The organism is Paludisphaera mucosa (assembly GCF_029589435.1).
GTDB lineage: Bacteria > Planctomycetota > Planctomycetia > Isosphaerales > Isosphaeraceae > Paludisphaera > Paludisphaera mucosa.
On record NZ_JARRAG010000002.1, the window covers coordinates 529,738 to 549,945 of the forward strand.

Below are 20,208 nucleotides of genomic sequence, written 5' to 3' on the forward strand. Positions count from 1 at the left end.
CGTCTCCGCGTCCCGAACGGCCGAGCCTCATCGTGGCAGCGCGGGAGGCGGGACGCAAGCGCGAGGCCGCCGCGCCCTGGAATCGGCCGGGGGAGGCGTGATATACCGAAGTCCCACGAACGACCTCACCCACCCCGGGACGCCCCCATGAGCCGCCGAACCCTCCTCGCACTCGCCCTCGCCTTGCTCGCGGGCCCGGCCGCCTCCGCGGCCGGCGGCGAGCCCCCCGCCCCCGCCGACGACTTCCCGCGGTTCGTCGTCCCCGGCGAGGACGCCGCCATGGCGCGGATGCAGGAGCTGTTCCGGCTGCACCACGGCCGGGCGGCCACCGACTGCACCCTCTGGGACGCCTGGCTGCCGCACGCGACGCTCTGGCCGGCCGTCGGGTCGCCCCCCTCGTCGCGGGCGGCGCGCGACTATTACCGCAACGCCTTCCTGACCCGGCGGATCGACGACGAGGGCTACGTCGCGATGCAGCAGCACCGCGGCCTGGCGCACAGCGACGGCTGGCCTTTCCCCACGATTCAGCAGGCCGGCGGCGTCGGCTGGTACTTCTCGACGGCCGGCGAGACCTACCTGATGGAGTACTTCCCGACGAAGGCCCTGGCGAACGCCGACGGCTGGGAGATCCGCGGCGCGGTCGTCGAGGGGATCGACCCCGAGCGCGGGCTCAAACTCCGGATCACCGAGGACGCCGCCTCGATCGCCACGCCCGCGTTCGCCTGCAAGACGCTCGTCGCCCCCTACGTCCGCCTGGAATGGGGCGCAGAAGGCCTCAAGGCCGACGCCCGGCCGTCGCTCTCGTGGCTCGTCCAGGGCGAGGCCGACTGGAAGGCCGACCGCCGCATCGCGATGGCCGCCCCCCCGGCCACGGGCGCCCAGGCCTTCGCGAACGTGCCGCTCTACCGCCAGCCGGGCTACCTGGACGCGGCCGCCCTGACCCGCGTCCGGTTCCAGCTCGACGCGGCGAAGGGGGCGACCGTGACCCTCAAGTCGATCATCTCGGCGATCGACACCCGGCATCCGATCACCAACATCAACTTCGTCCGCGGGACGTCCGAGTACTTCGACTGGACGACCGACCTGCCCTTCCTGAGGGCGATCGTCGGCCGGATGCGCGGGTCGCTGCGGTACGCGCTCCGGGAGTTCGGCGTCGAGGAGCACCACCTGGTCCGCGTCCCCTGGGCCGGCCACGACGGCCGGACGGGGCTGGCGTTCGGGCCCGGCGGCGAGAAGACGCTGCTGCACGGCACGGGGGTCGGCAACAACTACTGGGACCTGCTCCCCTTCGGCGGCGACGACGGCCTGGCCACCATCTACCTGTACGACGCCCTCCGCCTCTTCGCCGACGTCGAGGCCGCGATCGCCGCCCATCCCGAGTGGGCGATCCCGGCCGACGGCGGACCCTTCCCGCCCGAGGCCCTGCGGACGCTCGCCGCGGCGGTGAAGGCGAAGTTCGGCGCGACCTTCTGGGAGGCCGCGACGGGCCGGTTCGCCGGCTGGCGAGACCGCGACGGCAAGGCGTACGACTACGGCTTCGTGTTCGTGAACACCGAGGCCGTCGCCTACGGCCTGGCGACCGACGAGCAGGCCCGCGCGGTCTTCGACTGGCTCGACGGCCGCCGCGTCGTCGCCGGCGACACGTCGCAGGGCGAGGATATCTACCATTGGCGGTTCGGCCCCCGATCGACGACCCGCCGCAACGTCGAGACGTACACCTGGGTCTGGTCGAACCCCGAGGGAATCCCCTGGGGCGGGCAGGTCCAGGACGGCGGCGCGGTCCTCGGCTTCTCGTACTTCGACGTCATGGGCAGGCTCCGCACGCTGGGCCCCGACGACGCCTGGAAGCGGCTGCGGACGATCCTCGACTGGTTCGGAGAGGTCCAGTCCGAAGGGGGCTATCGCGCCTACTACGCCAAGCCCGGCCGGGGGACGCTCCAGGGGGGCGGGCCGGCGGGGGGCCTCGGCCTCGACCAGGAATTCATGGAGAGCGTGCTCGTGCCCCAGGTCATGCTCTACGGCTTCCTCGGCGTCGAGCCCAGGCCCGGCGGGCTGAAGATCGACCCCAGGCTGCCGTCGACCTGGCCATCGCTGACCATCACCCGCGTCCAGGCCCAGGGCCACGTCCTCGACCTCGCCGCCGAGCCCGACGTCGTCCGCCTCACCGCCCGCGTCGTCGACGGCTCCGAGTTCTCGGTCTGGCTCCCCGAAGGCCGTTGGGAAGTGACCTCCGAAGGAGCCGCGCCCCGCGCTTTCACCTCGAAAGGCGAGCCGCAGAAGCTCAAGTTCGGCGAAGGTGCGACCTACCAGTTCCGCCGCCTGAAGGACTGACGAGGGACGAAGACGATGCGCAGACTCCGCCTCCTGCCCCCGATCCTCGCGGCCTTGCTCGCGGCCCCCTCGTCGGCCCGCGGCGAGGACGGCGCGCGCGTGGTCCGCGTCCTGACCTGGAACATCTGGCGCGGCGGCGAGCGGGCCATGGACGAGGCGGCGGCCGAGGCGAAGCTCGCCAAGCAGAAGCGCGTGGCGGACGTCATCCGGGCGAGCGGGGCCGACGTGGTGGCAATGGTCGAGACCTACGGCAGCGGCGAGGCGATCGCCCGCGAGCTGGGGTTCCACTTCCGGCCCCGGGGGACGAACGTCTCGCTCCTCAGCCGCTGGCCGATCGGCCGCGACCTCTCGGTGTATAAGCCGTTCCACTGCGTCGGCGCGATGATCGAGCCCCCGGGCGGGCCGCCGATCGCCGTCTACTCGGTCTGGATCCACTACGTCGACGACGTCTGGACCGATCCGAAATCGCGCGACGGCCGCTCGGCCGAGAAGCTCGTCGCCGACGACGGCGCGAGCCGGGTCGTCGAGGTCCGCGCGATCCTCGACGGGGTCGCCGAGAAGACGGCCGAAGCGCCGGGCGTCGCGACGATCGTGGCCGGCGACTTCAACAGCAACTCGCACCTGGACTACGCCGAGACTGCGCGCGACCAGTACGGGATGGTCGTCCCCTGGCCGGTGACGAAGGCGGTCGCCGACGCGGGGTTCCGGGACGCCTACCGCGTCTGCAACCCGGCGGTCGATCGCGCGAAGGATCGCACCTGGTCGCCCCGGTTCCCGGAGCAGATCCAGGATCGGATCGACTTCGTGTTCTGGAAGGGGGACGCGATCTTCCCCCTCTCGGCCAGGCGGATCGACCAGTCGGAGGGGGCCTGGCCCTCGGACCACGCGGCCGTCCTGGTCGAGTTCGAACGCCGCTGAAGCGGGGCCGGGGCCGGGCGGTCGGGGCTTGCCGGCGACGGCCGACGATTGCGACGATGGACCCCACGCCAGACGCTTCGACGACGAACGGAGGCCCTGCAGGGGGTTGCACCGCATGTCCGAGACCTCGACCGATCCCGAGCCCCAGAAGGACGACGAGCACGCGGCGGCCGAATGGCTGTTCCAGGACGACCCGGGGACGGCCAAGGGCCCGCAGCCGACCGTCGTGGCCCCGGGGGGCGAGAGCTTCGACCTGGCGGACTCGGACACCCCCGTGCCCGCGCCCCGCGGCGTCGCGCCGCCCCCGTCTTCGGAGTGGGAGATGGCCGCCGAGTCCGCCTACGCCGCCAAGGCCGAGGCGCGCGCGAAGCCGGCGGGGAAGCCCGAGCCGGCCGGCCGCGAACGCCCTGCGGCGCGGCGGCTCGACGCCGCGCCGGCCGTCGACCACGCGTGGTCGCGGGGCGCGGAGTGGGGGCCGACGATCGTCGCGATGATCGCCTGGGCGGCCGCCGCCTGGTTCGCGATCTACGTCTGCATCGCCTCGGAGATGTACGCCGCGGCGCTCGCGGCCTTCGCGATCGGCACGGTCGTCGGCCTGGCCCTCTTCTACCCGATCATCATCACCCTGGAACGACCGATCCGGATGACCCCCGAGCAGGCGCTCCGGGACTACTTCTACGCCCTGTCGCACCACTTCCCGCACTACAAGCGGATGTGGCTCTTGCTCAGCAACGCGGGCCGGACGACGTCCAAGTTCGCCTCGTACGAGGGCTTCAAGCGGTACTGGAAGGCGAAGCTCAAGCAGCTCCGCGTCGGCCGCGTCAAGGGCTCGGCCCCGCTGGTGTTCGTCCCGGCCGAGTTCAAGTCCGAGAAGAGCGGGGGCAAGGCGACGATCGACGCGACCTGGACGATCCGGGTCTTCGTCCGCGGCCGCCGCGAGCAGGGCCCGATCTGGTCGTTCCCCATGGAGGGGACCTTCGCCAAGGGCCCCGACAACATGTGGTACCTCGACGAGGGGACCCTGGCCGAACGCGCCGCCAGGCCGGCCGTCGACGCCGGCTGAGCCCCCGCGCCGAGGCGTCGGATCAGAGCTTCCGGTAGGTCTTGAGCGCCCCGCCGCCGCCGCCCATGACCATCGACGTCGGGCTGATCGACTGGAGCCGGTTGACGTACGAGTATCCGAGCATGTTCGGGTCGTTCGTGCCCGAGACCCGGCCCGAGAAGACGCCGTCGGCGTAGGTCCAGGCGCCGCCGTACGAGATGACCGACGGCGAGAACAGCCGGGGCCGCGAGAGCGTGCGGGTCGACGAGAACGTGCCGTCGGGGCGGAGGACGGTCACCAGGGTCCCGCGCGAGTCGGTGATCGACCACGAGCCGGCGAGCATCTCGCGGATCTGCTCCTCGCGCATCGCCTTCAGCTCCGCCGGCGTGGGCGTCGGGGCCGCGGGGGTCGCGGCGATCGGGGCCGGGGCGGCGACGCGTTCGGGCTTCACGGTCCTCATGGTGTAGAGGATGTGCCCCGAGCCCGTCGGGGCCTCGAACGTGGCGGGGCGCCCCATGTCCTCCGTCTTCGCGACGCAGACCAGGAGCTTGTCGTCGTCGAAGGTGTAGATCCCCTTGAGGATCGAGTCGGTCTCGGTGACGAGGTCGATCTCCTTGGGGGTGGTCGCCGGGTCGAGCCGGTAGGCCCAGAGCCGCTTGGCGTCGTTGAGGGGCGAGACGACCGAGACGCCCCGCGAGCCGATCCGCACGCGGCCGTTCTCGGCGATCTTCTGGCGGATCAGCGACGCGCCCAGCGACTCGCCGTCGTCGCGGATCGAGACGATGTCCCACAGGCCCGCCATGATCCCGCGGTCGCGGGCGATCTCGGCCGGCGTGGCCCGGTTGCGGCCGGGCGCCGCCGGGGTCGCCGGGACGGGGACCTCGTCCTTGACGTCGACGGTCTCTTCCAGCTCCGCCGCCGCGACGGTCGCCGCGGGCCCGGAGGCGTGGTCGAGCCGCAGGAGGATCCGCGACGAGCCGACCTTCGACTCGAACTCGGTCGGCCGGACGGGGTCGCGGCCGTCGGTGAAGCAGACCCAGAGCTGCTCGCCCTCGATCTTGTAGATGCCCGGCATCGTCCGCTCGTCGGACGAGATCAGGTTGATCTCGCGCGGCTGCTTGCCCGGGTTGAGCGTGAAGCCGACCACCTGCTTCTCGCCGGTGTCGGGGATGACGTGCGTGATCGTCCGCGAGGTGACGACGACCCGACCGTCCTTGACCATCCGCCGGCGGACCAGGTCCAGGCCGATCTCGTCGCCGTCGTCGGTCGCGGCGACGATCGTCCAGGCCCCGGCGAGCAGTTGGCGGGCCCTCCGCAACTCCGTCTCGGTCGGCCGATCGTCCTGGATCAGACCGGCCCCGGCGGCCGCCAGCAAGAGCGAAAGCAACATCGCAAGCCCCTTCGAGAATCCGTCCCGGCGTCCCATTCATCAAGGCGCAGCCATCGCGCCCATGCGTGCCTTATTCCAGAACCCGGCCCGGCTGGCAAGGGCAAACTCAGAGCCCGTCGCCGGCGCGCCACCACTTCCAGCGGAAGACGACGCAGGCGACGCCCGCGAAGATCAGGGCAAGGATCGGGCCGACGAGCAGGAAGACGAGCCAGACCGGAGCGTCGGCGCCGCCGGGGAAGTCGGCGAGGGGGGGCGTGACGACGTCGATGCGGTCGCCGCCCCAGCCGCCGGCCTGGTAGGCGTGCATGGGGACGCTGGCGGCGGCGGCGTACGGGCTCAGCACCGTCATGGCCGCGAGCCGGCCGGGGGAGAGCCGCAGGTCGCCGGCCACGCCCTGCAGGTACCAGCGGACGCCGATCGGCAGCACGAACAGGGCGAGCAGGGTCAGGTACGACAGGACCATCGCCGTCGCCGTCCGCCGCGCCAGGGCCGAGCACATCAGGCCGACCGCCGACGTCGTCAGGCAGGTCGCCGCGATGATCAGCAGGAAGACGATCAGGGTCCAGAACCGGTTCCGCAGCTCGGGGAGCAAGATATAGGCGAGGAGGATCTGCTCGGTCAGCAGGAACGTCAAAACGGTCGAGACCCGGAGCGCCGCCAGCAGCTTGGCGAGCACGATCCGGCTGGGGGTCAGCAGGGTCGTCAGCAGCAGCGCCAGCGTCTGCCGCTCGCGCTCCTGGGTGACGCTCCCCGCCGAGAAGACCGGGCCGACCAACAGGTTGAACGTCACGACGTACGCCACGTAGTACGACGCCAGGTCCGACCGCAGGAACAGCAGGCCGGCCATCAGCGGGATCGACAGCAGCATGCTCACCTGGATCACCACCCGGAGCATCAGCGTCCCCTGGCTGAAGATCTCGCTGCGCAGCTCCTTGTCGAGGACCGGGTTGGTCCCGTCGGGCATGAGGTCGGTCCGCTTCGCCGGCGCGAACAGCTTGTCGGGGAACGCGTCGCGGTCGATGACGACGCCGATGGCGTACTTCATCTCCTCCTCCTCGTCGACGACGCCCCCGCCCTGCCCCCCCAGGTCGGTCGGCCGCAGCAGGCGGGCGTTGACGACGATCCCCACGACGGTCCAGATCATCAGACAGCACGGCGGCAGGACCGCCACCGACGCGAAGTCGCGCGTCGAGGGGTCGTCGGCGCGGGTCAGGGCCACGCAGATCGCCGCCAGCGGCAGGACCACGAGATAGCTGACCACCAGCGCCGAGCTGGTCCGGTTGAAGCCGCTGGAGCAGGCGATGCTCAGCAACCCGAACGTCCCCGCCGCCAGGATCAGGACGATGTAGCTCCGCGCGATCTCCGACAGCAGCAGGCCCCCCAGCAGGTAGCAGAGGATCATCAGCGGCAGGCTGGAGACGATCAGGATCACCAGGTAGGTGAGCGAGCTGAGCAGCTTGCCGATCAGGATCGTGTGCGGCTTGAGCGGGCTGACCAGGAGCATCTCGTACGTCTTCCGCTCCTTCTCGCCGGTGATGCTCCCGGCCGCGAAGGTGGGCGCCAGCAGGGCGACCAGGCAGAACTGGCCCAGGAAGAAGATGTCGTACAGCCGCTTCGCCACCCCCGGCCCGACCATCCGCGCCCCGTCGTCGCCCCCCGCCGGCCAGTAGAAATAGACCAGCGCCCCCAGCGCCGCGACGTAGGCGAACTGGAGCACGAACGATCGCGGCGACCGCAGCGTCGTCATCAGCTCGCGGTTGAGGACGGGGTTCTCGCGCATCCACATCATGCCGGGGCTCGCCGCGAAGGGTGTAGGACGGACGTCGGACCGCATCCAGGTTAACGTCCGCCCCGGCCCCTGACGAGTCACCCGGCCTTCATTTCGGCCACTTCGCGAAGGGTGCCGATCGCCTTCCGAGGTCTAGGGGGAGCGACGCTCCGCCCCCCCGTTGGGAGCCGAGATCGGACGTGCGCCGTGCGAGCCGGGAGGCCCCTTGAAGGACGTGCCCCGCCGAGAAAGCGGGCTCCCGTCTCAATAAATACGGAGACATCGATTAGGCTCAAGGCCCCAACGGACGGTTCCCCTCTCGAGATGCCAGGGATCGCGTCCAGGCGGGGCTTCGGACGCCCTGCGATCCTGGGTCCGCTTCCGCAGCCGTCATCGGACGCCCCTCGACACGAACACCGAGGTCCCCATGATCGCCGACGACGCCAACCGAGTGAACCATCGTGGCCTCACCCTGATCGAACTTGCGGTCGTCGTCGGCGTCGTGGCGGTCCTCGCGGCGCTGATCCTGCAGGCCGTGACGGCCGCCCGGGAGGCGTCTCGGCGGGTCTCCTGCCTGAGCAACCTGAAGCAGATCGGGCTCGCCCTGAACGCCTACGCGTCGATCGAGCGAAGCCTGCCGAACAGCGGCGGCGCCTTGAGCCCGCATGTGCTGCTCCTGCCCTACCTGGAGCAGTTGCAACTCTACAACGGCATCAACCTGGTGGGCCCTGGCCCTGGCAAGCCCGGATCGGGCGCGGCCGCGGTCCTCTCTTGGGCCGCGAGCAACGCGACGGCCGAGCGGATCACGCTGACGGCCTACGTGTGCCCGTCGAACGCCTCGGATAGGAGGCGGGCCCGCCTGAGCTACCCCGGAAACGGCGGCGACGGCTATGGTCGGCCGGATTCCCAGGGGGTCTTCGCGTCCGGGGCGGTGCCGGCCCCCTCCCTCGCCGGCATCGCCGACGGCCTGAGCCAGACGATCGCGATCTCGGAATGGGTCGCCGGAGATGGGTCGATGGAGCGGAACCGCAACGTGTTCCGGGCGACTCGTTCCCCGGCCCCGCTGCTCGATTTCCTCGCGAGGTGCCGGGACGCGGACTACCGCACGCTCCCCATGGACCTCCCCGGCAAGGGGACCGACTGGACGAACGCCAGTCTCGGGTACGCCGCTTACAATCACCTGGCCCCCCCGAACGCCCTCTCCTGCACCAACGCGGGAATCGTCGCGTGGTCGGCTCTTACGGCGGGCAGCCTGCACGCCGGCGGGGCGCACACGCTCTTCGTCGACGGCCATGCGGCCTTCGCGAAAGAGTCCGTCTCGGAGAGCGTCTGGCGAGCCCTGGGGAGCGCCGCGGGCGGAGAGCCCGCGACGCTCGACTGAGCCCTCTCGGGACGCGACGGCGCTCAGGCCAGGACGACGTCGAACCGGGTCACCGACGCCGGGTCGAGGACGACGCGGAGCGAGGCCCCCTTGAGGTCGGTCTCGGAGGTCTTGGGGGTCACGACGTCGGGCTTCTCGAAGGTGTTGTGGGCGTTCAGCTCGGAGTGAGCCAAAACGGTCTTGCGGACCGAGGCGGCCTCGGCCCCCTTGAGGCGGATCTCGGTCTCGACGGGCTCGGTCGCGTGCGAGTGGACCAGGGTGATCGTGAGCCGTTTGGCGTCGGCCTTCGAGGCCGAGCCGGCGACGCGGAAGATCTTCTCGTCGCGCGCGCCGATCTTGAACGCGACGTCGGGCGATTGGGCGACCAGGCGGACGCACGTCGCGCCGTGGTGCGGGCGGTACATCTCGAAGACGTGGAAGTTCGGCGTGCAGACGAACTTGTCGCCGTCGGCGAGGAACAGCGAGTGGATGTTGTTGATGAGCTGGGCCACGTTCGCCATGTCGACCTTGTCGGCGTGGCGGTTGAAGACGTCGAGCGTCAGCGCGGCGACGAGGGCGTCGCGCAGGCAGCCCATCTGCTCGAACAGGTGTTTGGGATTGCCGGTCCCCTCGGGGTGCCAGCAGCCCCACTCGTCGACGATCAGCTTGACCTTGCGCTCGCGGTCGAACTCGCCCATCGCCGCCCACTGCTCGCGGATCAGGGTCTCCATGTAGTTCGCCTTGTGGAGCATCTCATACCACTGGTCGCCGCTGAACTTCAGGGCGTGGCCGGTGGTGCCGCAGTAGTAGTGGGCGGCGAAGGCCTGGAGCGGGGCGCGGGCTCCGTCGACCCACTTGGCGAAGAAGCGGCGCGTCCAGTCGAGGTCGTTGCTGTTGGGGCCGGCGGCGGTCAGGTAGAGCTTCACCCCGTACCCGGGGACCCACTCGGTGAACCGCCGATACTCCTCGCAGTAGTCCTCGGGGGTGAACTTGCCGCCGCAGCCCCAGCTCTCGTTGCCGACGCCCCAGTAGGCGATCTTGAACGGTTCGGGGTCGCCGTTGGCGACGCGCTCGTCGGCCAGCGAGGTCGAGCCGGCGGGGCCGTTGCAGTACTCGACCCAGTTCTGGAACTCGGTGGGCGAGCCGGCGCCGACGTTGGCCGCGAAGTAGGGCTCGTCGCCGCAGAGCCGGCAGAACTGCATGAACTCGCGGGTGCCGAACGAGTTCGGCTCGGTGACCTCCTTCCAGCGGCCGAAGCGGCGGGGCCGCTTCTCGGCCGGGCCGATGCCGTCGCGCCAGTGGTACGAGTCGGCGAAGCAGCCGCCGGGCCAGCGGATGACGACCTTGCCCAGCCGGTGCATGTGGTCGACCAGCTTCTTGCGGATCCCGCCCACGTTCTCGACCTTGGAGTCGGGGCCGACCCAGATCCCGTCGTAGATCACCCCGCCGATGTGCTCGGTGAAGTGGCTGTAGATCTCGGGCCGGATCCGCCCGATCGGCTCGTCCAGGAGGACGTCCACCGTCGCGCCGGCCGCCGCCGCCCTCGACGCGCCCGCGAGCCCCGCCGCGCCCAGGCCCAGCGCCCCTGCGGCGCCCAGGAATCCTCGTCGATCGATCATCGTCGCGCTCACTCTCTTCGTGATTACGAAAGGCCCAGCTTCTTCTGCAGTTCCTCGAGCGGCACGCCCTTGGTCTCGGGCATGACGAAGAGGACCCAGAGGAGCTGGAGGACCATCATCGCCGCGTAGAAGGCGAACGCGTGTCCGCCGGATTTCTCGGCGATCATGGGGAAGGTCTGGGTGATGGCCAGGGCCCCGACCCAGTGGGTGACGCACCCCAGCGCCTGGCCCTTGGCCCGGACGCGGTTGGGGAAGACCTCGCTGATGTAGACCCAGATCACCGCCCCCTGGCCGAACGCGTGCGACGCGATGAAGACCAGCAGGCCGCCCAGCACGATCCAGGCCCCGTAGCCCGAGAAGCTCGACCCGTAGGCGTAGAACGCCCCGGCGATGACGCTCAGGCTGAGGATGTAGCCGATCGAGCCGACGAGCATCAGCGCTCGGCGGCCGAAGCGGTCGATGATCGTCATCGCCAGCATCGTGAAGACCAGGTTCACGGCGCCGATCGCCACCGCCCCCAGCAGGGCGGCCTTCTTCCCGGCGCCGGCCATCTCGATGACCGTCGGGGCGTAGTACATCACCGCGTTGATCCCCGAGAGCTGGTTGAACGCCGCGACCGCCACGGCCAGCAGGATCGGCTTGCGGTAGGCCCGCTGGAAGAGGGCGTCGTCGTCCTTGACGCCCGAGTCCCGGAGCGACTCCTGGATGTCGGCCAGCTCGACCTCGACCGCCTCGTCGGCGCCGATCGCCGTCAGCACCCGGCGGGCCTCGTCGATCCGCCCCTTGGCGACCAGCCAGCGCGGGCTCTCGGGGATCAGGAAGGCCAGCGCGAAGAACAAGGCCGAGGGGAAGACCTGCACGCCGAGCATCCAGCGCCAGTCGTTCTCGCCCAGGCCCATCCGGTCGATGACGTAGTTCGACAGGTAGGCGAGCAGGATCCCGAGCACGATGTTGAACTGCACGGTCGCCACCAGCCGGCCTCGATACCGCGCCGGGGCGATCTCGGCGATGTACAGGGGGGCGATCACCGACGCCGCGCCGACCGCCACGCCGCCCAGGATGCGGAACGCCAGGAGCGACCACCAGTCCCACGCCAGCGCGCAGCCCAGGGCCGAGACGAGGTAGGCGACCGCCAGCACGGCCAGCATGGGCCGGCGGCCCCAGACGTCGGCCGGCTTGCCCGCCACCAGCGACCCCAGCACCGTGCCCAGCGGGGCGCTGGCGATCGTGAAGCCGAGCGTCAGGCCGGTCAGGCCGAAGACCCGCGTCAGGGCGTCGGTCGTCCCCGACATGATGGCCACGTCGAACCCGAACAGCAGGCCCCCGAGGCTGGCGACGAACGTGCTGAAGAGCAAGAGCCCCGAGAGCGACCGGACCCCGGCCGCGCCCGGGTCGACGGGCGTCGAGCGATCGAAAGAGACGTCCACGCGAACCTCCAAGGCACGGCCCGGCCGATTCAGAACCCGCTGAGGAGCGACGCGGGGAGCGCGGGCGTCCCCCCCGGCCGGGTGCATACGAAGGCGGCCACGGCGTTGGCCCGCCGGTTGATCTCGTCGAGCGGCCGGCCCGCAAGCAGGCCCATCGTCAGCGTCGCCGTGAACGCGTCGCCGGCCCCGATCGTGTCGACGACCTCGACCTCCAGCCCCGGGTGGTCGGACCAGCGGCCCTCGGCGAACAGCAGGCTGCCGGCGATCCCCCGCGTAACGGCGACGCAGGCCAGGCCGAACCGATCCGCGAGCGACTCGACGACGGCCTCGGCGGGTCCGGCGACGCCGAACATGTCGGCCAGCACGACCAGCTCCTGGTCGTTGAGCTTGAACACGCTCGCCATCTCCAGCGACCGCGCGACCACATCGCGGTCGACGAACGGCGGCCGCAGGTTGACGTCGAAGATCCGCAATGCGTCGGGACGCGCCGCGGCGACGATCCGCGCGATCGCGTCGCGCGATTTCGAGGCCCGCTGGGCGAGGCTGCCGAAGCAGACGGCGTGGGCCTCGGCCGCGCGCGCCGTCGCCGTCGGGCCGGCCTCGATGCGGTCCCAGGCCACGCCCTCGTGGATCGTGTAGCGCGGCTGGCCCGTCGCGTCGACCTCGACCGAGACGGTGCCGGTCGGGGCCTCGGGGTCGACCTCGACGGTGTCCGTCGGCAGGCCCAGTCCCCGGAACCGCTCCAGCACCTCGCGCCCCAGGTCGTCGTCGCCGACCCGCGAGACGATCCGCGCATCGGCCCCGAGCGACCGGCAGTGGTAGGCGAAGTTGGCGGGCGCGCCGCCGAGCTGCTTGCCGCCGGGCAGCAGATCCCAGAGCACCTCGCCGACGGCCAGGACCTTGAACATCCTCATCAGCCTCCGGCCGACCGCGCGGTCGCGGGCCCACGACGACCGCACGATCGCCGGCGTGATACGCGACCCTCTTCGAACGCGAAAGGGGACGCCGGGCGGGCCCTGCGGCCGCCTCGTCCACGCGTCCCCTGGAGGCTAACACAGCCCGAAAGTCGAGTCGAGCGGCCAGCCGCCCCCGGCCGCGAATCGACCGACCGGCCCGCCGGTCACCCGCCGCGCGGGACGCGGACGACGGCGACGGAGTGGCGGGCGAGCTTCGATTCGCAGCGAGCGTCGGACGAGCCGAGGTCGCGCCGCCGCCAGCAGTCGCGAATCGTCCGCGCGCCGTCGACGCCCAGCTCGGGCCACGATGCGGCGACGGTCCGCTCGGATTCGGACAGGTTGAACAGGCCGACCGCGAGGCCGCCGTCGGCGAGCGGCTTCGCCAGCACCAGCTCGTCGTCGGTGCGCCGGACGACCCGCGCCTGGCGGCCCAGTTCGTCCTGATCGATGGCGATCAGCTCGTCGTTGCCCAGGACGTTCAGGGTCTGCTCGTCCATCCGCGTGACGTCGCCCGAGTAGAACAAGGGGGCCGCCATCAGGCACCAGAGCGACATGTAGCTGTACTGCTCCTCGACCGTCAGCGGCGCCTTGCGGGGAGGACGCGTGAAGTCGCCGGCGTCGCCGACGATCCCGATCAGGATGTAGTCCGGGTCGTTCCAGCGCCCGGGGCCGGCGTGCTCGGCGTGCTTCGCGTTGGACAGCCCGATCGCGTAGAAGCCGGGCAGCCGCGAGCCCGGCTCGAGCCCGAGGTCGCCGGTGGTGCGCCACGACTGGCCGCCGACCGAGGCGCCCCAGGTCCAGACGTCGGCCACGCCGTACTGGCAGAGGTTCAGGACGATGTCGCGGTCCTGCTTCGCCAAGAGCTCGCCCATCAGGCGATACGGCTTCTGGTGTTTCTCCAGCCCCGGGCCGACGGCCACCTGCTCGCAGGAGCACCAGTCGTACTTGAGGAAGTCGAAGCCCCAGGCGGCGAACTCCGCGGCGTCGGCCGCCTCGTGGCCGAACGAGCCGGCGAACCCCGCGCAGGTCAGCGGGCCGGGCGAGGAATAGAGCCCCGCCTTGAGGCCGAGCGCGTGCACCGAGTCGGCCAACCCCTTCATGTCGGGGAAGCGCCGGTTGGGGCGAATGGCCGCGGCGGGGTCGGCGGAGTCGCCGCGAAGGTCGGGGTCGGCCGAGCCGGGCTTGACCATCCAGCAGTCGTCGACGTTCACGTACTCGTAGCCGTGGTCGGCCAGGCCGCTGTCGATCATGGCCTTCGCCGCGGCGAGCATGTCCTTCTGGGTGATCCGGTCGGCCCACGTGTACCAGTCGTTGAAGCCCATCGGCGGCGTCAGCGCGATCGTGGGCCCGACGGCCAGCGCGAGCGACCGCGACGCCTCGCCGTGTCGGTTCCGCGCCGTGATCTTCAGGGGGTGGCGGCCCTCGCGCGACGGGGCCTTGCCGCGGATGACGCCCGCGGCGGCGTCGAACGTCAAGCCTTCGGTGAGGCCCTCGACGGCGAAGGCGATCGGCCGCTCGCCCGTGCAGGCGATGCGGTGGATGACCTCGCGGCCGGGGCGGACACCGTACACGGCCGGCCCGTTCAGGCGGGGGGCGAGGGTCGCGGGCGGGGTCCAGAGGTTGGAACGGCCGGGTTCCTGCGAGCGTGCGTCGGCCGGGGCCAGGACGCCCAGGAACGCCGCCAGCGCGACCGCGGCCGCGCTTCGTCTCGTACGGTCTTGCACGGGGTGGGTCCTCTGCTTCGAGGGGGGTGGCGAGGACCTCAGCGTATGTCGCCCCGTGGCCGATGTCGATGGGTGGCCGCCTCCGCCCGTCAGGCCGGCGGATCCGTCGGGCCGCCGCGCTCGACCAGGATGAGGCGGTTGCCGTCCGGGTCGTAGGCGTACGCCTCGCGGCCGTGCGACGTCTCGAACGCCGGGCTCGCGGAGCCGCCCAGCCGCCCCACCTCGGCCGCCGCGCGTTCGACGCTCGGCACGGCGAGCACGAGGCTCAGGCCGCCCCGCCGATCGGTCGGATTCCGGAAGTCGCCCCCCCCGCCCCGCCTGGGACGGAAGATCCCCAGGTGCAGCCCCGGCATCCGGAACGCCCCGTAGACGTCGCCGAGCCGCTCGTCGGGCTCGCGGCCGAAGAGGCCGGAATAGAAGGCGATCGACCGCTCGAAGTCCTCGGACCCGATCGCCGTGTACGCCTCGGCCCGCTCGATCGCCATCACGCCCCCGATCCCGTTCGACGGCCCCCGCGAGCCCCGCCCGCGGGGACGCCCCAGCATAGCGGCCCCGGCCCGCCGGCGTCGACGCGCGCCCCGCGGCGTCGCCTTCGATCAGAATTACTCGGATTCCCTGATATCTTGATCTCAACGACTCTCGAAATCAGTCGTAAGAATTCCTTGACATGGGCGAGGAGCCGGCCATAATCACGATCGTGTTTTCAGTTTTTCCCGACAACACAGAAATCTTTATCCGTCCCTCGATCGCGGCCGCCCCTCGGCGGTTGGCCCGAGATCGTCACGGGTTCCGATCCCGCAGGCGGCGACCGGAGGCCTCGGATCTCGGTCCGCGCATCGGTCGCCGGGCCGCCGAACGACGGCGGTCCGGGGCCGTCGAGCTCATCAGGGAGATTCAACGACCCATGTCCAGACACCGTTTCAGCCTTGCGTGCGCCGCGGCGCTGGTCGCCGTCTCGATCCCGATCGGCTGCGAGAACGGCAACCCCGACAGGACGGGCGTCGCCGACGCCGGCATCGGCGCGGCGGGCGTCAACGCCCCCGACGCCCCCAGGTCGCAGGAGGAATCGCGCAAGAAGCAGATGGAGCAGGAAGCGGCCTTCCAGAAGACGCGCCACAAGTGACGCCGGCCGGCCCTTCGGAATTTTTCGCCTCGTCGATTTCATCCCGCACAGGAACCTCTCTCATGTCCCACGAAAAACGCCGTGCGTTCACCCTGATCGAGCTGCTGGTGGTGATCGCGATCATCGCGGTCCTGATCGCCCTGCTGCTGCCGGCGGTCCAGTCGGCCCGCGAGGCCGCCCGCCGCTCGCAGTGCGTCAACAACCTGAAGCAACTCGGCCTGGCCGTCGAGAATTACGAGGGCTCCAACGGGGCGCTCCCGCCGACGGGCCTCAGCCCCTGGCCCGGCTCGGACGTCCTGGACGCGCACTTCTCGATGAAGCTCCGGATCCTGCCGTTCATGGAGCAGCAGGCGCTCTTCAACGCCTGCAACATCGTCCTCTCGTCCTACGTCGACACCGGCCGCACCGAGAACTGGACGGTCGGCCACACGCGGGTCGCGGGCCTCGTCTGCCCCTCGGACCAGAACGACGGCTGGGACGACCAGGTCGCGGCCAGCTATGCGAACAACCTGGGGCGCAACCGCTATTACAACGACTGGGCGTCGGACGGCCCCTCGTGGTGGCTGGGCAGCGACGGCGGCCTGAACAAGATCGTCACGCTGGCCAAGATCGTCGACGGCACGAGCACCACGGCCATCTTCAGCGAGGTCCTCAAGGGGACCGGCAGGGGCATCGGCTCGGGCAGCAGGGACGGCCGCCACATGCTGTACCAGGCGCCGAACCTGGGCATCCGCGACTTCGCCGGCGACGTCGACGCCAATTTCAAGCTCTTCCAGGCCTGCCGCAACCAGGGCACCGTGCGCGCCTGGGACTACAAGGGCGAGCGCTGGATCCAGGGCGACGCCGCCCGGGGCGGCGGCTATCACCACATCGCCACCCCGAATCAGAAGTCGTGCGCCCTGGACGGCAACTGGGGGCCCAACCGCAACGCCGACTCGATCATCGCCCCGTCGTCCAACCACAACGGCGGCGTGAACATGCTGTTCCTCGACGGGTCCGTCAAGTTCATCAAGGACTCGATCAACTACCAGACCTGGGCCGCGCTCGGCACCCGCGAGGGGGGCGAGGTCATCAGCGGCGACAGCCTCTGATCGCCCCTCTCGGCCCGCGGGACGCCCCGTCGAAGGGTCGTTCGCGGGCGCGGGCGATCGTCCTTCTCCCCCCGTGGGAGAAGGACGATTCGCGCCGCCCCCCACTCCGCCCGCGCCGTTCCTCGGCGCCCCCATGGAACGCAGCCTTGACCTGACCGGGGGGGGCGACGCACCGCCCTCCTCGGCCCCCACCGCGGACGTCCCGACCCCGATGGCCGCCCGACGCGCCCTCCCTATCGCAGGGGGCCGATCCGCCGATTTTTATCCTCGCATAATCATTTCTCGCTTTGACAAGCGAAATAACCGCCCTACTGCTTTAGGTACGGGTAGGCGGCCGCGAACCCACGCCGGCTTCCGAGGACCCGTCGACTCGCTGGACGACCGCACACAAACGGGCCGGTCCACGGTCGAGGGACGCTGGCGACGTTTGCCACGCGTTTTTTGGCCTCCGCTTTCGAATTCCCCCACAACTCGGGGGATCAAGGCCCGACATGGACACCCGTATCTTCCCGAGTCGCTCGCGGCACGCCCGGCGGCAGCAGCACGGCAAGCACAACCGATTCAAGCTGGCCTGCGAAACCCTCGAGGGCCGGCAGCTCCTCGCCACCACCCTCGGCGCCCTCGACATCGACATCACCTACGGCCAGACCCTGGGCGCGGTGGTCAACGGGGGCATGACGCACGCCGAAGCCACCATCAACGGGGTGGGTGCGACCGGCACGTGGAGTTTCTCCGCCGCCAGCAACGGCGCCGACCTCACGGACGTCGTGCTGCGGGGCGGCAGCCACACCACGGACATTAATGCGACCTTCCTCCCGGACGACATCGTCACGTACACCGACACTTACACCGCGTCGGAGGTGGACGTCGAGGTCGCGAAGGCCAGGATCGCCGTCGTAGCCGACAGCCCCGCAGACATCACCTACGGCACCGCGCGTCCCACGTCCCTGACCAACACGTTCTATGCCGAACTCTGGAGGAACCCAGAGAACGGCGATGAGTCCTTCGTGCTTCTGGACTCGCCGACCGACCTGGCTCCAATCGCCTACGCCAGCGCGCTGGGCGACGATCCTGCCGCCTCCATCAACGCCTTCCCCGGCGCCATCCTGCCAGCCGGCGAATACGAAGTCGGCCCGACAGACATCCAATTCGTCGCTGACAGACTCCGCGTAACGACTTCCTGAACAACTTCGACGTCGTCTACTACGGCCCCGGGCTTCTGACCGTCGACAGGGCCGCGCTGACCATCACGGCCGACAGCACGAGCAAGACCTACGGCGACGGGATGGACTTCAACGGGGATGAGTTCGCGACAAGCAGCCTGGTCGAAGGCGACAGTGTGGATTGGGTGCACCTGACCAGCGACGGCGCGGCGCCGACGTCCCCGGTCGCCGGCTCGCCCTACGACATCGTGGCCGACGATGCGTTCGGCTCCGGACTGGTCAACTACGACATCACGTACGTCGACGGCAAGCTGACCGTGAAGCAGGCCGAGCTGATGATCACGGCCGGCAGCACGACCAAGATCTACGGCCAGACGGTGAACTTCACCGGGACCGAGTTCTCGACCGACGGCCTGTTTCAAGGCGATGGCGTGAGCAGTGTGACGCTCGCCAGCGACGGTGCGGCGGCGACGGCCCAGGTCGGCGGCTCGCCCTACGCCATCGCGGCCAGCAATGCGCAGGGGAACGGCCTGGGCAACTACCACATCTCCTACACCGACGGCTCGCTGGCCGTGGACCAGAAGCTGCTCACCATCACGGCCGAAAGCACCAGCAAGGCCTACGGCCAGGCGGTGATCTTCGCCGGGACCGAGTTCTCGACCGACGGACTGGTCAACGGCGACTCCGCGGGGCTGGTGAGTCTGGCCAGCGACGGCGCGGGCGCGACGGCGCAGGTCGACGGCTCGCCCTACGACATCGTGGCCTCCGCCGCGACAGGCGCCAGGATGGCCAACTACGACATCATGTACGTCGACGGCCAACTCACCATCGGCCAGGCCACGCTGACCATCACGGCCGACGACGCGAGCAAGACCTACGGAACCTGGGTGAACTTCGCCGAGAACGGGTTCACGTCCACAGGCCTGATCAACGGCGACACCGTGGACCGCGTGCACATGATCAGCGACGGCCAGCCGGAGTACGCGCAGGTCTCCGGCTCGCCCTACCACATCGAGGTCGTCGACTTGGCGGGGTCCGGCCTGAGGAACTACATTATCTCCTACGTCGATGGCCTGCTGACCGTGAACAAGGCCGACCTGACGATCAAGGCCAACGACGCGAGCAAGATCTACGGCCAGGAGGCGAACTTCGACGAGTCCGGGTTCTCGACCGACGGACTGGTCAACGGCGACGATGTGTTCAGCGTGGCCTTGAACAGCGCCGGTGCGGCGGCGACGGCCAAGGTCGTCGGCTCGCCTTACGCCATCGTGGCCAGCGCCGCGGATGGGTTCGGGCTGGACAACTACAACATCTCCTACGCCGGCGGCGAGCTGACCGTGTCCAAGGCCGATCTGATGATCACGGCCGCCAGCACGACCAAGACCTACGGCCAGACCGTGACCTTCGCCGGGACCGAGTTCGCGACCAGCAGCCTGGTTGAAGGCGACAGCGTGAGCGGCGTGACGCTCGTCAGCGACGGTGCGGCGGCGACGGCCCAGGTCGGCAACTCGCCCTACGCCATCGGGGCCAGCGCCGCGGTGGGAAGCGGCCTGGAAAACTACAACATCTCCTTCACCACCGGCTCGCTGAACATCAACAAGGCTGTGCTGAACGTCAGGGCCAACGACGCGAGCAAGACCTACGGCGACGCGGTGATCTTCGCCGGGACCGAGTTCACGGCCAGCGGCCTGGTGAACAGCGACCACGTGACCCGCGTGGCCTTGTCTAGCATCGGTGCCGCGGCGAGCGTCCACGTCGGCACCAAGCCTTACGTCATCGTGGCCGACGCTGCGGAAGGCGCCGGCCTGGACAACTACGACATCAGGTACGGCGGCGGCGAGCTGATCGTCAACAAGGCCAGGCTGATCATCACGGCCAACAACACGACCATGATCCTCGGGGGGCCGGTCCCGACCCTGTCGGCCTACTACACCGGCTTCGTGAACGGTGATAATAGGTCGAACCTTGGCAGTCTGAACACGCTCACCTTGACCCCCGGCAACACGTCGGTCGTGGGCAACACCGCCATCACGACGAACGGCGGCGTAACGTCGTCCGATTACACGATCGTCTACGACCCCGGCACGCTGACCGTCACCCCCTTCAAGCCGATCGTCATCGGCCTCCCGCCGTCGAAGAAGAAGTGACGACGGCCGCGGCGCGTGGTTGCTAACCGCGTCCTACCCCCCTGGACGCCCCGGGTTCGCCCGGGGCGTCCGGGTTCGTGCGACGATCGGCTTCGCCTAGAGACATCGCCGCTCACATCGAACGTGCCCGTCTCGGCCGGCCCAGGCTC

The 20,208-nt window shown here is 70.2% G+C and carries 15 protein-coding genes; 8 read left to right on the plus strand and 7 right to left on the minus strand.

The features are described from left to right. The first annotated feature begins 147 nt into the window (after positions 1 to 147). The 3 genes from PZE19_RS11700 (at position 148) to PZE19_RS11710 (ending at position 4,312) form a co-directional block, all read left to right on the plus strand. Entirely contained in the window at positions 148 to 2,331 is a 2,184-nt protein-coding gene (locus tag PZE19_RS11700; RefSeq protein ID WP_277860798.1) for a glycosyl hydrolase family 65 domain-containing protein, read from the plus strand. A gap of 15 nt (positions 2,332 to 2,346) precedes the next feature. Then, the gene (locus PZE19_RS11705) at positions 2,347 to 3,249 is read left to right on the plus strand and encodes an endonuclease/exonuclease/phosphatase family protein (RefSeq protein WP_277860799.1); all 903 of its coding nucleotides are present in this window, start codon (positions 2,347 to 2,349) and stop codon (positions 3,247 to 3,249) included. A gap of 115 nt (positions 3,250 to 3,364) precedes the next feature. Further along, a complete protein-coding gene (locus PZE19_RS11710) occupies positions 3,365 to 4,312 on the plus strand; it encodes a hypothetical protein (RefSeq protein WP_277860800.1) in 948 nt (315 codons plus the stop codon). Positions 4,313 to 4,334: 22 nt separating this feature from the next. On the opposite strand, the gene PZE19_RS11715 is transcribed toward PZE19_RS11710, so the two are convergent. Beyond that, a complete protein-coding gene (locus PZE19_RS11715; protein WP_277860801.1) occupies positions 4,335 to 5,681 on the minus strand; it encodes a TIGR03067 domain-containing protein in 1,347 nt (448 codons plus the stop codon). 106 nt (positions 5,682 to 5,787) lie between these two features. Beyond that, a complete protein-coding gene (locus PZE19_RS11720) occupies positions 5,788 to 7,470 on the minus strand; it encodes an ABC transporter permease (RefSeq protein WP_277860802.1) in 1,683 nt (560 codons plus the stop codon). A 406-nt stretch (positions 7,471 to 7,876) separates the two neighbouring features. On the opposite strand from PZE19_RS11720, the gene PZE19_RS11725 reads away from it, so the two are divergent. Then, positions 7,877 to 8,830: a DUF1559 family PulG-like putative transporter gene (locus tag PZE19_RS11725; protein ID WP_277860803.1), complete on the plus strand. Its 954-nt coding sequence runs from the start codon at positions 7,877 to 7,879 to the stop codon at positions 8,828 to 8,830. 23 nt (positions 8,831 to 8,853) lie between these two features. Here PZE19_RS11725 and PZE19_RS11730 read toward each other — a convergent pair whose 3' ends face one another. From PZE19_RS11730 to PZE19_RS11750, 5 genes are all read right to left on the minus strand, one after another. Further along, entirely contained in the window at positions 8,854 to 10,428 is a 1,575-nt protein-coding gene (locus PZE19_RS11730; RefSeq protein ID WP_277860804.1) for an alpha-N-arabinofuranosidase, read from the minus strand. 23 nt (positions 10,429 to 10,451) lie between these two features. Then, the gene (locus tag PZE19_RS11735) at positions 10,452 to 11,855 is read right to left on the minus strand and encodes a sugar porter family MFS transporter (RefSeq protein ID WP_277860805.1); all 1,404 of its coding nucleotides are present in this window, start codon (positions 11,853 to 11,855) and stop codon (positions 10,452 to 10,454) included. 29 nt (positions 11,856 to 11,884) lie between these two features. Further along, positions 11,885 to 12,763 (minus strand): carbohydrate kinase family protein, encoded by an 879-nt coding sequence (locus PZE19_RS11740; RefSeq protein WP_277860806.1) that lies wholly within the window; start codon positions 12,761 to 12,763, stop codon positions 11,885 to 11,887. Positions 12,764 to 12,975: 212 nt separating this feature from the next. Beyond that, the gene (locus PZE19_RS11745) at positions 12,976 to 14,535 is read right to left on the minus strand and encodes a glycoside hydrolase family 27 protein (RefSeq protein ID WP_277860807.1); all 1,560 of its coding nucleotides are present in this window, start codon (positions 14,533 to 14,535) and stop codon (positions 12,976 to 12,978) included. Between the two features lie 89 nt (positions 14,536 to 14,624). Beyond that, a complete protein-coding gene (locus PZE19_RS11750; RefSeq protein WP_277860808.1) occupies positions 14,625 to 15,020 on the minus strand; it encodes a VOC family protein in 396 nt (131 codons plus the stop codon). A 419-nt stretch (positions 15,021 to 15,439) separates the two neighbouring features. Here PZE19_RS11750 and PZE19_RS11755 point away from each other — a divergent pair, with 419 nt between their 5' ends. The 4 genes from PZE19_RS11755 (at position 15,440) to PZE19_RS11770 (ending at position 20,059) form a co-directional block, all read left to right on the plus strand. Then, positions 15,440 to 15,658: a hypothetical protein gene (locus PZE19_RS11755; RefSeq protein WP_277860809.1), complete on the plus strand. Its 219-nt coding sequence runs from the start codon at positions 15,440 to 15,442 to the stop codon at positions 15,656 to 15,658. A 62-nt stretch (positions 15,659 to 15,720) separates the two neighbouring features. Beyond that, positions 15,721 to 16,749 (plus strand): DUF1559 family PulG-like putative transporter, encoded by a 1,029-nt coding sequence (locus PZE19_RS11760; RefSeq protein ID WP_277860810.1) that lies wholly within the window; start codon positions 15,721 to 15,723, stop codon positions 16,747 to 16,749. A gap of 491 nt (positions 16,750 to 17,240) precedes the next feature. Next, on the plus strand, positions 17,241 to 17,933 hold the full coding sequence (locus PZE19_RS11765) for a hypothetical protein (RefSeq protein WP_277860811.1): 693 nt from the start codon (positions 17,241 to 17,243) through the stop codon (positions 17,931 to 17,933). A 62-nt stretch (positions 17,934 to 17,995) separates the two neighbouring features. Further along, entirely contained in the window at positions 17,996 to 20,059 is a 2,064-nt protein-coding gene (locus PZE19_RS11770; RefSeq protein ID WP_277864346.1) for an MBG domain-containing protein, read from the plus strand. Positions 20,060 to 20,208 lie beyond the last annotated feature (149 nt).

Coding starts and splice junctions, on each gene's coding strand:
- PZE19_RS11700 (WP_277860798.1), top strand. CDS start 148: ATGAGCCGCCGAACCCTCCTCGCACTCGCCCTCGCCTTGCTCGCGGGC.
- PZE19_RS11765 (WP_277860811.1), top strand. CDS start 17,241: ATGGACACCCGTATCTTCCCGAGTCGCTCGCGGCACGCCCGGCGGCAG.
- PZE19_RS11720 (WP_277860802.1), bottom strand. CDS start 7,470: ATGATGTGGATGCGCGAGAACCCCGTCCTCAACCGCGAGCTGATGACG.
- PZE19_RS11760 (WP_277860810.1), top strand. CDS start 15,721: ATGTCCCACGAAAAACGCCGTGCGTTCACCCTGATCGAGCTGCTGGTG.
- PZE19_RS11705 (WP_277860799.1), top strand. CDS start 2,347: ATGCGCAGACTCCGCCTCCTGCCCCCGATCCTCGCGGCCTTGCTCGCG.
- PZE19_RS11750 (WP_277860808.1), bottom strand. CDS start 15,020: ATGGCGATCGAGCGGGCCGAGGCGTACACGGCGATCGGGTCCGAGGAC.
- PZE19_RS11715 (WP_277860801.1), bottom strand. CDS start 5,681: ATGTTGCTTTCGCTCTTGCTGGCGGCCGCCGGGGCCGGTCTGATCCAG.
- PZE19_RS11725 (WP_277860803.1), top strand. CDS start 7,877: ATGATCGCCGACGACGCCAACCGAGTGAACCATCGTGGCCTCACCCTG.
- PZE19_RS11755 (WP_277860809.1), top strand. CDS start 15,440: ATGTCCAGACACCGTTTCAGCCTTGCGTGCGCCGCGGCGCTGGTCGCC.
- PZE19_RS11740 (WP_277860806.1), bottom strand. CDS start 12,763: ATGTTCAAGGTCCTGGCCGTCGGCGAGGTGCTCTGGGATCTGCTGCCC.
- PZE19_RS11730 (WP_277860804.1), bottom strand. CDS start 10,428: ATGATCGATCGACGAGGATTCCTGGGCGCCGCAGGGGCGCTGGGCCTG.
- PZE19_RS11710 (WP_277860800.1), top strand. CDS start 3,365: ATGTCCGAGACCTCGACCGATCCCGAGCCCCAGAAGGACGACGAGCAC.